At 74.1% G+C, this 13,883-nt stretch carries 12 protein-coding genes; 4 read left to right on the top strand and 8 right to left on the bottom strand.

Going from position 1 to position 13,883, the window contains the following annotated elements; genetic code table 11:
• Positions 1–60: 60 nt before the first annotated feature.
• Together ACFYPR_RS28555 and ACFYPR_RS28550 are read right to left on the bottom strand one after the other, a co-directional pair.
• On the bottom strand, positions 61–2,469 hold the full coding sequence (locus tag ACFYPR_RS28555) for a ComEC/Rec2 family competence protein (RefSeq protein WP_355067050.1): 2,409 nt from the start codon (positions 2,467–2,469) through the stop codon (positions 61–63).
• Complete coding sequence (locus tag ACFYPR_RS28550; protein WP_387263663.1) at positions 2,466–3,143, bottom strand: helix-hairpin-helix domain-containing protein; 678 nt, start codon at positions 3,141–3,143, stop codon at positions 2,466–2,468. The genes ACFYPR_RS28555 and ACFYPR_RS28550 overlap by 4 nt, the downstream gene beginning before the upstream one ends.
• A gap of 572 nt (positions 3,144–3,715) precedes the next feature.
• Between ACFYPR_RS28550 and ACFYPR_RS28545 the strand changes: the two genes are divergently transcribed.
• The gene (locus ACFYPR_RS28545) at positions 3,716–5,194 is read left to right on the top strand and encodes an arabinofuranosidase catalytic domain-containing protein (protein ID WP_354857949.1); all 1,479 of its coding nucleotides are present in this window, start codon (positions 3,716–3,718) and stop codon (positions 5,192–5,194) included.
• A gap of 66 nt (positions 5,195–5,260) precedes the next feature.
• Here ACFYPR_RS28545 and ACFYPR_RS28540 read toward each other — a convergent pair whose 3' ends face one another.
• The 5 genes from ACFYPR_RS28540 to nadD form a co-directional block, all read right to left on the bottom strand.
• Positions 5,261–6,034: an SDR family oxidoreductase gene (locus tag ACFYPR_RS28540; RefSeq protein ID WP_354857946.1), complete on the bottom strand. Its 774-nt coding sequence runs from the start codon at positions 6,032–6,034 to the stop codon at positions 5,261–5,263.
• Between the two features lie 4 nt (positions 6,035–6,038).
• Positions 6,039–6,893, bottom strand: a complete 855-nt coding sequence (locus ACFYPR_RS28535) for a DegV family protein (RefSeq protein ID WP_354857943.1) — start codon at positions 6,891–6,893, stop codon at positions 6,039–6,041.
• Positions 6,894–6,965: 72 nt separating this feature from the next.
• Entirely contained in the window at positions 6,966–7,595 is a 630-nt protein-coding gene (locus ACFYPR_RS28530; RefSeq protein ID WP_354857940.1) for a histidine phosphatase family protein, read from the bottom strand.
• On the bottom strand, positions 7,592–7,999 hold the full coding sequence (gene rsfS / locus ACFYPR_RS28525) for a ribosome silencing factor (protein ID WP_354857937.1): 408 nt from the start codon (positions 7,997–7,999) through the stop codon (positions 7,592–7,594). The genes ACFYPR_RS28530 and rsfS overlap by 4 nt, the downstream gene beginning before the upstream one ends.
• A gap of 110 nt (positions 8,000–8,109) precedes the next feature.
• Positions 8,110–8,706: a nicotinate-nucleotide adenylyltransferase gene (gene nadD, locus ACFYPR_RS28520; protein WP_203178711.1), complete on the bottom strand. Its 597-nt coding sequence runs from the start codon at positions 8,704–8,706 to the stop codon at positions 8,110–8,112.
• Between the two features lie 123 nt (positions 8,707–8,829).
• Between nadD and ACFYPR_RS28515 the strand changes: the two genes are divergently transcribed.
• The gene (locus ACFYPR_RS28515) at positions 8,830–9,489 is read left to right on the top strand and encodes a PadR family transcriptional regulator (RefSeq protein WP_355067046.1); all 660 of its coding nucleotides are present in this window, start codon (positions 8,830–8,832) and stop codon (positions 9,487–9,489) included.
• A 159-nt stretch (positions 9,490–9,648) separates the two neighbouring features.
• The gene (locus tag ACFYPR_RS28510; RefSeq protein WP_387186060.1) at positions 9,649–10,863 is read left to right on the top strand and encodes an FAD-dependent monooxygenase; all 1,215 of its coding nucleotides are present in this window, start codon (positions 9,649–9,651) and stop codon (positions 10,861–10,863) included.
• A gap of 92 nt (positions 10,864–10,955) precedes the next feature.
• On the opposite strand, the gene pepN is transcribed toward ACFYPR_RS28510, so the two are convergent.
• A complete protein-coding gene (gene pepN, locus ACFYPR_RS28505; RefSeq protein ID WP_387263476.1) occupies positions 10,956–13,472 on the bottom strand; it encodes an aminopeptidase N in 2,517 nt (838 codons plus the stop codon).
• Between the two features lie 68 nt (positions 13,473–13,540).
• Between pepN and ACFYPR_RS28500 the strand changes: the two genes are divergently transcribed.
• The gene (locus ACFYPR_RS28500; RefSeq protein WP_007464035.1) at positions 13,541–13,759 is read left to right on the top strand and encodes a DUF397 domain-containing protein; all 219 of its coding nucleotides are present in this window, start codon (positions 13,541–13,543) and stop codon (positions 13,757–13,759) included.
• Positions 13,760–13,883 lie beyond the last annotated feature (124 nt).

Here is a 13,883-nt window from a genome sequence, read left to right as displayed (position 1 = left end):
GTCATGGCCGGTCCGGATCGCCGCCAGATCACCATCGGTGTCGGTCCGCAGGACAGACCCTCACGGTGGTCGTCCGGGTTGCACCCCTCGGCGGGCCACCGCCAGTCCGTGGCCGGTCCGGATCGCTGCCAGGTCACCATCGGTGTCGGTCCGCAGGACCCGGGCGCCGCCCCTGCTGAGCCGGGCCAGAAGCGCCGGGCTCGGGTGCCCGTAGGTGTTGCCCGCGCCGACCGGCACCAACGCGATGGCCGGCCGTACGGCGGCCAGGAAGCCGTCGTCCTGATACGCCGAGCCGTGGTGGGCGACCTTCAGCACGTCCGCCCTCAGCTGTCCCGACGCCGTCCGGGCCAGCACGGCGTGCTGCTCCTCGGTCTCGGCGTCGCCGGGCAGCAGGATCTGCACGCCGGCGACCGTGGCGCGCAGCATCAACGAGTTGTTGTTCGGATCGGATCTGGTGCCGGCCAGCGGGTACGGCGGACCGAGCACGAGCAGGTCGACACCGCCGACCCGGTGCAGCGCCCCGGCGGTGGTGCCGAGCAGCGTGGCCCGTCCGCTCGTCGCCGCCGCGCGGACCGCGTCCCGGCCGCTCGCCGGATCCGTCGATGGCGGGGTCAGCACGGCGCCCACCCCCCGCCCCCGGAACACGCCGGCCACCCCGCCCACGTGGTCGGCGTGGAAGTGGCTGACCACGAACAGCGGCACCTCCCGGATGCCGAGCCGTCGCAGGCACGCGTCCACCGCGCCCGGGTCCGGGCCGGCGTCGACCACCACCGCCCGGCCGGGGGCGACGGGCAGCACCAGGGCGTCACCCTGCCCCACCGCACAGGCCACCACCACCCAACCGGGCGGCGGCCAGCCGGTGGCGATCAGCCGGACGCCGAGGGCGCCGAGCAGCGCGGCGACGGCGACGACCGCCACCACTCGGCGCACCAGCGGTCGACGCGCGGCGACCAGCAGCGCCACGGTCAGCCCGGCCAGCAGCAGTGCGCCCCACGCGCCGCCCGGCCAGGGCAGGGTGCCGGCGGGGAGGCGGGCGCCCTGGCGGGCGATGACGACCAGCCACCAGGCCGGCCAGCTCGCCAGCCACGCGACGAACCCGGCCCCGGCGGGCCAGACCGGCGACAGCACGGCGGCCGTCACGCCCAGCACCGTCGCGGGGGCGATGGCCGGCACCGCCAGCAGGTTGGCGGGCACGGCCACCAGGCTGACCGTGCCGGAAATGCCGGCGACGACCGGCCCGCAGGCCACCTGGGCGGCCGCCGGCACCGCCAACGCCTCGGCCAGTCCGGCCGGGACACCCCTGCGGCGCAGCCCGTCCCGCCAGCGCGGCGCGAGCAGCAGCAGACCCCCGGTGGCCAGCACGGACAGCGCGAACCCGGCGTCACCGGCCAGCTCGGGGTCGACCAGCACCAGCACCGTGACGGCGGCGGCCAGTGCGGGCAGCGCGGCCCGCGGTCGACCGGCGGCCAGCGCGACGAGCCCGATCGCCCCCATCGTGGCGGCCCGGACGACGCTCGGCGACGGGCGGACCAGGATGACGAACCCCACCAGCGCCACCCCGCAGAGCAGGCCGGCGAGCCACGGGCCGGCGCGCGCCCAGCGGGCCAACAGCAGCACCGCGCCCAACACGATCGCGACGTTGCTGCCCGAAACAGCGTTGAGGTGTGTCATTCCGGTCGCCCGGAAGTCTTCCTCGACGGCGGGCGGCAGGCGGCTCGTGTCCCCCACCACCAGCCCCGGCAGCAGGCCACCCGGATCGTCGGGGAGGGGCACACAGGCCCGTTGCAGGCCGGCACGCAGCGTGCCGGCTGCGCGCTGCGCCCAGGACGGCGCACCATGACGCTCGGGGGGCCCGGTGGCGCCGAGCACCGCAGCGGTGAGGTCGCCGCCGCGCGGAAGGCCGAGGCGACCCTCGGCGGTCACGCGCTGACCGGGCAGCAGACCTCGCCAGCCCGGGTCGGTGGCCAGGACCAGCAGCCGCGCCGACGCCCGAACCCGCTGGCCGTTCGGACCGGTCAGCCGGATCAGCTCGCTCGACACCAGCAGCATGCCGGGACGGCCGGCGGATCGGATCGGGCGCGGATCGTCCCGGACGACCAGCTCGGCGGTGACCGGAGCGCGCTGCTCGGCCAGGACGTGGATCGGCGGCGCGTCCCGGACAGCCAGGCGGCCAGCGGTTGCCGCCGCGCCACAGAGCACGCCGAGGCCGACCGCGACGGCGATCCAGCCGTGCCGACGGGCGGGAGCCCGGGGGTGGCCGAGTCGGCCGAGCAGGTGCAGGGCGCTGAACGCCGACAGCACGGCCGCTGTCCCGCCCACCAGCAGGAGCGGGCGGACGCCGACGTGCAGGCCGGTGAGCGCGGTGAGCCACGCGGCCACGGCCAGCCCGGCGAGCCGGAGATCCGGCGGCGGGGTCCGGGGTTGGGCGAGGTCCGGGTGGCTCGACGGCGCGGGATGAGCGCCGCTCACACCGTCACCAGATCCTTGAGCTGTTCGTAGCGCGCGTCACCGATCCCGTCGACCTGGCGCAGGTCACCGACGCCCTTGAACCCGCCGTGCTGATCCCGGTAGGCGAGGATCCGCTGGGCGAGCACCGGCCCCACCCCGGGCAGCGCGTCGAGCTGGGCCAGCGTCGCGGTGTTGAGGTTCAGCGGCCCGCCGGCGGCCGGTGCCCCGCCGGCCGCCGGGTCGGCCCCACCCCCCGGCACCGGTGGTGGCGTCACCCCGACCACGATCAACTCGCCGTCGGTGACCTTGCGAGCGGGGTTGAGCAGCGCCACGTCGACACCGGGCAGCGGGCCGCCGGCCGCCTGCACGGCGTCGGCGAGCCGAGCCCCGGCCGGCAGGCGCACCAACCCGGGCCGGCGCACCTTGCCCGCGACCGCCACCACCAGCTCGCCGGCCGGCGACGCGCTCCCCTGCTCGGCCGAGACGGCCGGGGCCGCCGCGCCGGTCGACGGAGTGACCGGTTCCGCGTGCGGCCGGGACCGCCAGGCCCAACCAGCGGCGGCCAGCACCACCACGAGGGCGACCACCGCCAACGCCCGCACGCCGCGCCGCCCCGGATCGAACGCCCCCGGGCCGGGCAGCCGTGCGGCGCCGCCGTCGGAGTCGGGGGACCCGTGCGCCGCCGGGTCGGTCAACGGCGCACCGATCCGGGGCAGCGGCACGCCGAACGGAAGCGCCCCCGCGGGCGGCACGCCATCTCGGGGTGGCGGCACGCCGAACGGGAGCGCCCCCGCGATCGGCACGCCGCCACCCGTCGGGGCCGTCAACCGGCGCAGACGCTGGCGTACCTCTGTCTCCTCGTCCTGCGACACACCGCGACGCTAGGGCCGACGGGCGGCACGCCGGGGCGCTCCGGCGTCGACCTGTGGACAACCGGCGCCACTGTGGACAACGCCCTGATCATGTCCCGATCTGCTATTGGGCCGCCCGGGGCGACGAGCAGTCGCGGCGCACCCGCGGCTGGGCACGGGAGGTAGCGCACACGCATGGACGACTATTAATGTTACAGGTATGACGTGTGACGTCACGATGGGCCGGCGCCCGGCGGACCGATCCCGCACCGCGCCCGTCCACCGAGGACGGGCCACGCGGCACGTCCCGTCCCGCTGAAGTGCGCCCACACGACGGACACCCGCCCTCCGTCGACGTCCGTGGGATCCCTGACCGCCACCCATTCCCATCACCCCCCACCACCGAAGAGGAATCCATGGACGTGAAGAGAAGGCTGAGCCGTTCGCTGGCCGCCGCGGGGACCCTGCTGGTCCTCGTCGCCGGGGCCGGCGTCTACGTGGTCTCCGAGACGCCCGGCGTCGCCCGGGCCGCCGGGACCGGCCCGTGCGACATCTACGCCTCCGGCGGCACGCCGTGCGTGGCCGCGCACAGCACCACCCGAGCCCTGTACGGGGCGTACAACGGCCCGCTCTACCAGGTCCGCCGCTCGTCGGACAACACCACCCGCGACGTCGGCGTGCTCACTGCCGGCGGCGTCGCCAACGCCGCCACGCAGGACACGTTCTGCGCCAACACGAACTGCGTCATCACGGTCATCTACGACCAGTCCGGCCGCAACAACCGCCTGACCCAGGCGCCTCCGGGCGGCTTCACCGGCCCCGCCGCCGGCGGGTACGACAACCTCGCCGACGCGAAGGCGGCACCGGTCACCATCGGCGGTCAGAAGGCGTACGGCGTCTACATCGCCCCCGGCACCGGCTACCGCAACAACAACACCAACGGCGTCGCGACCGGCGACCAGCCCGAGGGCATCTACGCGGTCGTCGACGGCACGCACTACAACCAGTGGTGCTGTTTCGACTACGGCAACGCGCAGACCAACGTCCAGGCCGACGAACGCGCCATCATGGAGACCGTCTACTTCGGCGCCAACAAGCAGTGGGGCTACGGAGCAGGGGCGGGCCCCTGGATCATGGCCGACCTGGAGTGGGGGCTCTTCTCCGGGGTGAACGCGGGCTACAACAACATCGCGTCCATCAACCACCGCTTCGTCACCGCCATGGTCAAGGGCGAGCCGAACCACTGGGCGATCCGGGGTGGGAACGCGCAGTCGGGCGGCCTGACCACCTACTTCGACGGTCGACGCCCCAACGGCTACAACCCCATGAAGAAGGAGGGGGCCATCCTGCTCGGTATCGGCGGCGACAACAGCATCACCGGCCGGGGCACCTTCTTCGAGGGTGTGTTGACGTCCGGCTACCCGTCGGCCGCCACCGAGGACGCCGTGCAGGCCAACATCGCCGCTGCCGCCTACACCCCCGCCACCGGCGGCAACCCGCAGCAGAACGTCCAGGTCGTGGGCGCGCAGTCCGGCCGCTGCGTCGACGTACCGAACGGCACCACCACCAACGGCACCCAGGTGCAACTGTGGGACTGCATCAGCAACAGCACCGCCCAACGCTGGACCTACACCGCCGCAAAGCAGATCCAGGTGTACGGCAACAAGTGCCTCGACGCCAACGGCCAGGGCACCACCAACGGCACCCAGGTCATCATCTGGGACTGCCACGGCGGCGCCAACCAGCAGTGGAACGTCAACGCGAACGGTTCCATCACCGGCGTCCAGTCCGGGCTCTGCCTCGACGCCAACGGCGCCGCCACCGCCAACGGCACGAAGGTCATCCTCTGGGCCTGCAACGGGCAGCAGAACCAGCAGTGGGCCCTGCGTAGCTGATCAGGCCGCCTGTCGGGCCGTCTCCGGGTCGTCACCACGACCCGGAGGCGGCACGCTCGCGCCGGGTCAGCGGGCCTCCGGGTCGAGGCCGAGTACGGCTCGTCCGCCGTCGACCGGCAGCGTCACCCCATTGACGAAGCTCGCCGCCGGCGACAGCAGGTACGCGACCGCCTCCGCCACCTCGTCCGCGCGCCCGATCCGGCCCACCGGATGCAGCCGGGTCAGCTCGGCGTCGATCCACTCGGCCTGGGACGGCTCCTGCGCGGCGAGGAACTCGGCGTGCCGCTCGGTGGCGATCGAGCCGAGCGCGACGGCGTTGGCGCGGATACCGTGCCGCCCGTACTCGACGGCCAGCGCCCGGGTCAGCCCCTCCACGGCGGCCTTCGCCGTGGCGTACGGCAGGGCGCCCGACACCGGCCGGCGGGCCTGGTGCGACGAGACGTTCACGATGGCCCCGCCCGTGCCGGCGGCCAGGAACCGGCGGACCGCCACCGCCGCGCCCACCACGGCCGGGCGCAGGTTCAGCCCGATCAGGTCCAGGACGGTGTCGGCCGACGCCGAGTGCAGCGCCGCGTCCCGGAACACCGCCGCGTTGTTCACCCAGCCGGTGAGACGGCCGGCGCGCTCCGCCACCTCGGCGGCGTGCTCGGCCACCCGCTCGTCGCCGGCGTCGCCGACCACCGGCAGCAGGCGGTCGGCGGCCGGGTGCCCGGCCAGCCAGTCCACCGCCTCGGCGTCGCGCTCCACGACGACGACTGTGACGCCGGTCGTCACCAGCCGTTGCACCACGGCCCGGCCGACGCCACGGCCGCCACCGGTCACCACGCACGTGGTGGCCACCGGCTCAGCCGTCCGATCGGCGGTGCACGACCACGCACGCCAGCCCCGGCCCGGCGTGCGCGGCGACCACCGCGCCGGCCTCGGAGACGTACGTGTCGTGCAGCCGTGCACCGAGTCGCTCGGTGAGCGCGGCGAGCAGCGCCTCGGCACGTTCCGGCGCGGCCAGGTGGTGTACGCCGAGGTCCACGTCGTCGTCGCCGGCCGCCTCGACGGCCAGGTCGACGAGACGGGCCACTCCCCGGCTGGCGGTACGCACCTTCTCGCGCAGCACGATCGCCCCGTCCGGCATGTGCATGATCGGCTTGACCGACAGGGCGGTGCCGAACAGCGCCTCGGCCGCGTTGATCCGGCCACCCCGGCGGAGGAACTCCAACGTGTCGACGTAGAACCAGACGGTGGTCCGGGCGACGGAGGCGAGCGCCGCGTCGCGTACACCGGCGAGGTCTGCCCCGGCCTCGGCGGCCGCGGCGGCCGCGATGGCCGGGAAGCCGAGCCCCATGCCGGCGGATCGGCTGTCGACGACCTCGACCCGACCGTCGAAGTCGGCAGCGGCCAGCCGGGCCGCCTCGACGGTGCCGGACAGGCCGGCGGACAGGTGTACCGAGACGACGCCGTCGGCGCCGTCGTCCAAGAGGCGGCGGTACGTCCGTGCGAACTGCTCGGGGGCCGGGCGGGAGGTGCTGGCCGAGACCCGCCGCTCGCGCAGCGCCCTGGTGGCGTCGGCGGGCTGGGTCTCCACCCCCTCCAGACCCTCCGCGCCGTTGAGCACGACGGTCAGCGGAACGACGGTCAGCCGGTGCCGCCGCACCAGCTCGGGCGGAAGGTAGGCGGTGGAGTCGGTGACGACCGCGACGGGCATGCCCGGCACGCTAGCCGATCACGGCGGGATACGCCGAGGCGCGAGCGCGCCGGCGGCGGGCGGGAACGGCGCTCAGACCGCGTCGACGACGGCCGGGGCGGTGACCAGGCCGACGTTGTGCCCCCGTAGCTGCCAGCCTCGAACGTCGTCGTGCCGCAGCTCGGACCAGTGGCAGTTGGCCAGCGAGCCGATGGTGCGCAGCACGCCGGAGGGCCAGCCGAGCAGGTGGCCGACGCCCTGGCGGGAGCCACCGCCGTGGGTCGCGATGACCACGGTCCCGCCGGGGGCCACGTCGGCCGCCGCCAGGAACGCCGCGGCGACCCGCTCGCCGAGGGCGTCCAGCGGCTCCAGGTCCGCCCCCGGGGCGGGGTCGCCAGCCCGCCAGCGGGCGTACTCGGCGGGGAAACGCTCGGCGACCTCGGTGAGGTGCAGGCCCTGCCACTGGCCGAAGTGCCGCTCGCGCAACCGGGCGTCGGTGCGGACCGGCAGCCCGGTCAGCGCGGCCAAGGCCGCCGCGGTCTCCGCGGCGCGGCTCAGGTCGCTGGACACGATGGCGTCGGGACGCAGCGACGCGAGCAGCGGGGCGGCGACGCGGGCCTGGTCGCGGCCCAGCTCGTTGAGGGGTACGTCGGTCTGCCCCTGGACGCGGTTGGCGGCGTTCCAGTCGGTGTTGCCGTGCCGCCAGACGATCAGCCGGGTCATTCGGCTGCGGCGGTCCCGCCGGCGTCGGCCTCGACCAGGTCGCGGTCGACGAACGGGATGGTGGGGCAGTCCTTCCAGAGGCGGTCGAGCCCGTAGAACTCGCGCTCCTCGGTGTGCTGGACGTGCACCACGATGTCGACGTAGTCGAGCAGCACCCAGCGGCCGCCCCGCTCACCCTCGCGCCGGATCGGCTTGGCCTTCTCCGGAAGCTCCAGCAGGCGCTCCTCGATGGCGTCGACGATGGCGAGCACCTGACGCTCGTTGGGGGCGGCGGCGAGCAGGAACGCGTCGGTGATGGCGAGCTGGTCGCCGACGTCGATGATCGCGATGTCCTGCGCCTTCTTGTCGGCGGCGGCCTGGGCGGCTGCCATTGCCAGCTCGTGCGCGCGTTCGGAAACTGTCACCGTTCTCCTTCGATCAGGCGTGCGATCCACCAAGCGTCTCACACCCGGCGAGGTCACGACCCGTCAGTTCTGGTCGATTAGACGTACGGAACGGTGCATACCGGACGTGATCAGGGCTGATAGAGGCGTCGCTTGGCGATGTACTGCACCACACCGTCGGGCACCAGATACCAGACCGGTTCGCCCCGGGCGACCCGGGCGCGGCAGTCGGTCGACGAGATGGACATCGCGGGCACCTGGATCAGGCTGACCGTGTCCGCCGGAAGGTGCTCGTCGGTCAGCGGGAAGCCGGGGCGGGTCACCCCGATGAAGTGGGCCAGCTCGAAGATCTCGTCCAGGTCCTTCCAGGACAGGATGCGTTGCAGCGCGTCCGCGCCGGTGATGAAGAACAGCTGCACCTTGGGGCCGTACTCGGCCTGAAGGTCGCGCAGGGTGTCGACGGTGTAGGTGGGCCCGCTGCGGTCGATGTCGACCCGACTGACCTGGAACCGGGGGTTGGAGGCGGTGGCGATGACCGTCATGAGGTACCGGTCCTCGGCGGGGCTGACCGGTTCGTCAGCCTTCTGCCATGGCTGCCCGGTCGGGACGAACACCACCTCGTCCAGGCCGAACCGGTCCGCCACCTCACTGGCCGCGACGAGGTGCCCGTGGTGGATCGGGTCGAAGGTGCCGCCCATGATCCCGATCCGCCGGATATCTTCCTCCACCCCGTGATCGTAGGCCGGGCATCGTGGCCGGCCGCTCCGGCCCGGCGCGCGAGGGGGTCGCCAGGCGACCGATCCCGCGCATATACTCGCCTACGAGTAATTGTCGGCGAGTAAGGGGACGTCATGCCGAAGCGGCGCAAGGTCGGCAACCTGCTGGCACTGGCCGTGCTCTCCGCCCTCGTCCAGCGGCCCATGCACCCCTACGAGATGGCAAGCACCCTGCGCGCCTGGGGCAAGGACCAGGACATGGAGATCAAGTGGGGCTCCTTCTACACGGTCATCCGCAACCTGGACAAACACCAGTTGATCGCCGCGGTGGAGAGCGTCCGCGAGGGCCGACGCCCGGAACGCACCGTCTACCGGATCACCGACGCGGGGCGGGCCGAGCTGGTCGACTGGGCGCGCGAGCTGGTCGCCACGCCGATGCCGGAGCATCCCCGCTTCCGGGCCGGCCTGTCCGTCCTCGCCGCCCTGCATCCCGACGAGGCCACCGACCTGCTCCGGCAGCGACTCGACCGGCTGGACGACGCGCTCCGCCGGGACCGCGAGACGCTCGACGCCCACCTGCGGGAGATCCCCCGGCTGTTCCTGGTGGAGTCGGAGTACGACCTGGCCATGCGAGCCGCTGAGGCGACCTGGCTGCGGGCCCTGCTCGCCGAGCTGACCTCGGGCAGCTACCCGGGGCTGGACACGTGGCGGGCCTTCCACGAGACCGGCGAGATGCCGGCCGAGCTGATCGAGCTGGCCGAGAGGACCAGCAGCGACCCCGACAACGCCGACTGAGAAGACAGCTCCGGCGGGGTGCGCCAACACCCCGCCGGAGCCCTACCTCGAACCGACACCTGAGCAGGCACCCGGCCCGAAGCGGCAGTCATGAGGATAACCGGGTTCCCTCCCAGGTCGGTTCGCACGCACGCACCCGACGACACCCAGGGAGAGAGCATGACCACGGTACGAACCGCGATCGTCATCGGCGGCGGCATCGCCGGCCCGGTGACGGCGCTCGCGCTACACCGCGCCGGCATCACCGCCACCGTTCACGAGGCGTACCCGGCGACCGCCGCCGGGGTGGGCGGCATCGGCGGCACCCTCGCGCTCGCGCCCAACGGCGTGGCGGCCCTGCGGGCGGTCGGCGCGGACGAGGCGGTGACGGCGATCGCCACCCCGATCGACCGCACCGTCATGGCCGTCGGCCGTCGGCGCATCGACCTGCCCACGTTGGCCGGAGTGCCGCCGCTGCGCGTGGTGCACCGGGCCGAGCTGCACCGGGTTCTGCACGACCGGGCGGTCGCCGAGGGCGTCGCCTTCGCGTACGGCCGGCGGCTTGTCGCCGTCGAGCAGACCGACAGCGGCGTGACCGCGCGCTTCGAGGACGGCAGCACGGCCACCGCCGACGTCCTGGTCGGCGCGGACGGCATCCGGTCCACGGTCCGTGGCCTCATCGACCCGGCCGCGCCCGGCCCCCGGTTCACCGGGCTGCTCGGCTTCGAGGCGGTCGCCCGGCACGAGGTGAGCGCCGAGGCGGGCACGATGACGTTCGCGTTCGGGCGACGCGGCTACTACCTGTACTGGCCGGAGCCCGGCGGCGGCACCCGCTGGGGGGCCAACCTGCCGCAGCAGCGGCCGATGAGCCTCGTCGAGGCCCGCACGGTGCCGGCGGAGCAGTGGCTGGACACGCTGCGCACCACCTACGGCGACGACGACCCGGGCGGGGAGCTGATGGCCACCAGCAACGCCGACGAACTCCAGGTCGTCGGGTCGTTGCAGATCATGCCGCCCGTGCCGCACTGGCACCGGGGCCGGATGGTGCTGGTCGGCGACGCGGCGCACGCGCCGTCGAACAGCTCCGGGCAGGGCGCCTCGCTCGCCATCGAGAGCGGGGTGCAGCTCGCCCGCTGCCTGCGGGACCTGCCCGACGTGGCGTCGGCGTTCGACGCGTACGTGCGGCTGCGCCGTACCCGGGTCGAGAAGGTCGCCGCCCGCGCGGCGCGGATCAACCACACCAAGGCCCCGGGGCCGGTCGCGCGGACGCTGATGCCGCTGCTGATGCCGCTGCTCGTGCGCACGGCGATGGACCCGGAACGGACCATCGCCCACGAGCAGCGCCACGTCATCGACTTCGACGCCCCGGTGACGGCGGAGCCCGCGCTGCGCTGACCGCAGGGCGCGGGGTGGCCAGGCCGCCCCGCGCCCTGCCGGCACCGGATCGTCTCGGCGGCCCAGCCTCAGGCTGCCGCCGTGACCCCGCCTCAGGCTGCGGCGGCGGCCACCGCCGTCCGGGCGACGAGCGCGCGCCGCAGGTCGTCGTCCGTGTCGGTGACCACCCGGCGCAGGCCCGGGGTCAGGTCGTCGCGGGCCAGCAGCGCCGCGGCCGCCTCCCGGGTCGGCTGCGCCACGGCGTAGTGGGGAAACGCCAGCTTCGCCACCCGGTCGGCCGTCCACGCGGTACGCCGACGCGCGGCGGCCGGCATCTCCGTGAAGTACCGCTCGACGTACGCGGCGGTCAGGTCGGCCTGCTCGGGCTGCCAGAACCCCTCGGCCGTCGCCTCCAGCAGCCGGTTGGACAGCTCGGTGTCGCGCACGATGATCTCCCATGCCGCCTGCTTGGCGGCCGGGTCGGGCAGAGCGGCCCGGCAGCGGGCGGCCCGTTCCGCGCCGGTGGAGCTGACGTCGGCGGCCGCCTCGGCGGCGATCTCCGCCTCCCCGGCCGCGCCCAGCACCACGAGCCGGCGCAGCACCGCCCACCGCAGCTCGGCGTCGACCTTCAGCCCCGGCGGTACGTCCCGGCCGGCGAGCCAACCGACGAGCAGGTCCGTGTCGGTGGTCGCGGCGATCCAGCCGCGCGCGGCGGCGAGCTGCAACGACTCCCCCGCCGTGGCGCCGTCCAGCAGCTGTCGGCAGGCCAGGGCGACCCGGGCCAGCGCCGCCGAACGGGCCAGCGGGTCGAGGTAGCGGTCCACCAGGGACCGGCTGAGGGTCAGCACGTCCTCCGCGATGATCACCTCGGTCTCGGCCGGCAGCGCCGCGACCATCAGGTCGACGAGGCCGCTGACCGGCCGTTCACCGTCGGTCACCGCGTCCAGTGCCTCGCTCCAGAGCACCGCCCGGGTGAGCGGGTCGGCCAGGCCCGGCAGGACCAGCGCGACGGCGTCCGCCGACGCCGGGTCGAGGCGCACCTTGGCGAAGGTGAGGTCACCGTCGTTGAGCAGCAGCACCCGGGCCGCCGGCTCGCCGGTCAACGCGCCGAGCACGGTCCGACCACCGTCGACGGCCGGGTCGAGATCCACCTCGTCGCGCCGCACCGTGCCGTCCGCCGCGTACCGGCCCACGCCGATGCGGTGCGGACGCAGCACCGGATGCGACTCGGGCGCGGTCTGCACCACGGCGACCTCGGTGTAGCGGCCGTCGGCGTCGACGGCGACCTCGGCGCGCAGCGTGTTGACCTGCGGCTGGCGCAGCCACAGCTCGGCCCATCCGGACAGGTCCCGGCCGCTGGCCGTGCTCAGGCTGGCCAGCAGGTCGGCGAGGGTGGCGTTGCCGAAGCGGTGCGCCGCGAAGTGCGCGTTCAGGCCGGCGAGGAACGCCTCGTCGCCGAGCCACGCCACGAGCTGCCGCAGCACGGAGGCGCCCTTGGCGTACGAGATGCCGTCGAAGTTGAGCAGGGCCTCGTCGGCGTCGGCCACCTCCGGCGGGGCGACCGGGTGGGTGGAGGGGCGCTGGTCCGCCGCGTACCCCCAGGCCTTGCGGCGCATGGCGAACGTGGTCCACGACTGGTCGAAGCGGGTCGCCTCGGCGGTGACCCGGGTGCCCAGGTACTCGGCGAACGACTCGTTGAGCCACAGGTCGTCCCACCAGCGCATGGTGACCAGGTCACCGAACCACATGTGCGCCATCTCGTGGGCGATGGTGGTGGCCCGCAGCTCGCGCTGGGTGTCGGTGACCGCCGAGCGGAACACGTAGTCGTCGCGGAAGGTGACGATGCCCGGATTTTCCATCGCCCCGGCGTTGAACTCGGGGACGAACGCCTGGTCGTACTTGCCGAACGGGTAGCGCTCGGTGAAGAGCTGGTGGAACCGGTCCAGGCACTGCCCGGTGACGGTGAAGATCTCCTCGGCGTCGGCGTCGAGGTGCTCGGCGAGCGACCGTCGACAGTAGAGGCCCAGCGGCACACCGTCGTGCTCGGCCCGGCGGACGTGGTACGGCCCGGCGATCAGCGAGAAGAAGTACGTCGCCAGCGGCGCGGTCGGGGCGAACTCCCAGCGCCCCGGGGCCGGGGTGGCGACCACCTCGGCGTTGCCGGAGACGGTCCACTGCGGCGGCGCGGTGACCGTGAGGGTGAACGGGGCCTTGAGGTCGGGCTGGTCGAACGCGGCGAAGATGCGCTGGGCGTTGTCGAGGAACGACATCGCGTAGAGATAGGTCTCGCCGTCGGCCGGATCGACGAAGCGGTGCAGCCCCTCCCCGGCGTTGGAGTACGCCATCTCCGCCTCGACGAACAGGGTGTTCGTCTCGGCGAGGTCGGCCAGCGGCAGTCGGTTGTCGGTCAACGTGCCGGGGTCGACGTCGCGGTCGTTGAGGCGTACCGCGAGGAGGTTGGCGGGCTTGACCTCGGCGAAGGTCGCGGTGCCGGGGGTCGCCCGGAACCGGATCTCGACGCGGGAACGGAACAGGTCCCCGTCGCCGGTCAGGTCGAGGTCCACCTGATAGGACTCGACAGTAATCGCCGCGCCACGCGCGGTCGCCTCTACACGGGTCAGGCTCGGCATCCGCTTATCCTGCCCGATGGGGATCGGCACGCGGTCCCCAGACGGCCCCCGCACTGGAGGAAAGAACCATGGCGCAGCACCCCAAGGGCGATTTCGACCTCTCCCGGGCCGTCTGGCAACGGGCCGAGGGGGACACCTCGGAGAGCGCCGTCGAGGTCGCGTTCGTCGACGATCTGATCGGGATGCGCAACTCCGCCGAGCCGGAGGGCCCCGTGCTCGTCTTCACCCAGGCCGAGTGGGACGCGTTCGTCGCGGGCGCGCAGGACGGCGAGTTCGACCTGGACTGATCGCCCGGCGGTGGGGGGGGGGGGGGGGCCGCCCCCCCCCCCCCCCCCCCGGGCCGGCACACCCCCCCCCCCCCCCCCCCCCCCCCGCCCCCCCGCCGGGGGGGGGCCCGGGGGCGCCGGGCCC

It is taken from the genome of Micromonospora sp. NPDC005254 (assembly GCF_042872525.1).
Lineage (GTDB): Bacteria > Actinomycetota > Actinomycetes > Mycobacteriales > Micromonosporaceae > Micromonospora.
Note: the sequence above shows the minus strand (reverse complement) of the source record. Positions and strands in the feature narration are given on the sequence as shown.

What these genes read in the sequence shown, in the direction of transcription:
- ACFYPR_RS28545 (WP_354857949.1), top strand. Translation starts at nt 3,716, where the DNA reads ATGGACGTGAAGAGAAGGCTGAGCCGTTCGCTGGCCGCCGCGGGGACC.
- ACFYPR_RS28535 (WP_354857943.1), bottom strand. Translation starts at nt 6,893, where the DNA reads ATGCCCGTCGCGGTCGTCACCGACTCCACCGCCTACCTTCCGCCCGAG.
- ACFYPR_RS28530 (WP_354857940.1), bottom strand. Translation starts at nt 7,595, where the DNA reads ATGACCCGGCTGATCGTCTGGCGGCACGGCAACACCGACTGGAACGCC.
- ACFYPR_RS28515 (WP_355067046.1), top strand. Translation starts at nt 8,830, where the DNA reads ATGCCGAAGCGGCGCAAGGTCGGCAACCTGCTGGCACTGGCCGTGCTC.
- ACFYPR_RS28510 (WP_387186060.1), top strand. Translation starts at nt 9,649, where the DNA reads ATGACCACGGTACGAACCGCGATCGTCATCGGCGGCGGCATCGCCGGC.
- pepN (WP_387263476.1), bottom strand. Translation starts at nt 13,472, where the DNA reads ATGCCGAGCCTGACCCGTGTAGAGGCGACCGCGCGTGGCGCGGCGATT.
- ACFYPR_RS28500 (WP_007464035.1), top strand. Translation starts at nt 13,541, where the DNA reads ATGGCGCAGCACCCCAAGGGCGATTTCGACCTCTCCCGGGCCGTCTGG.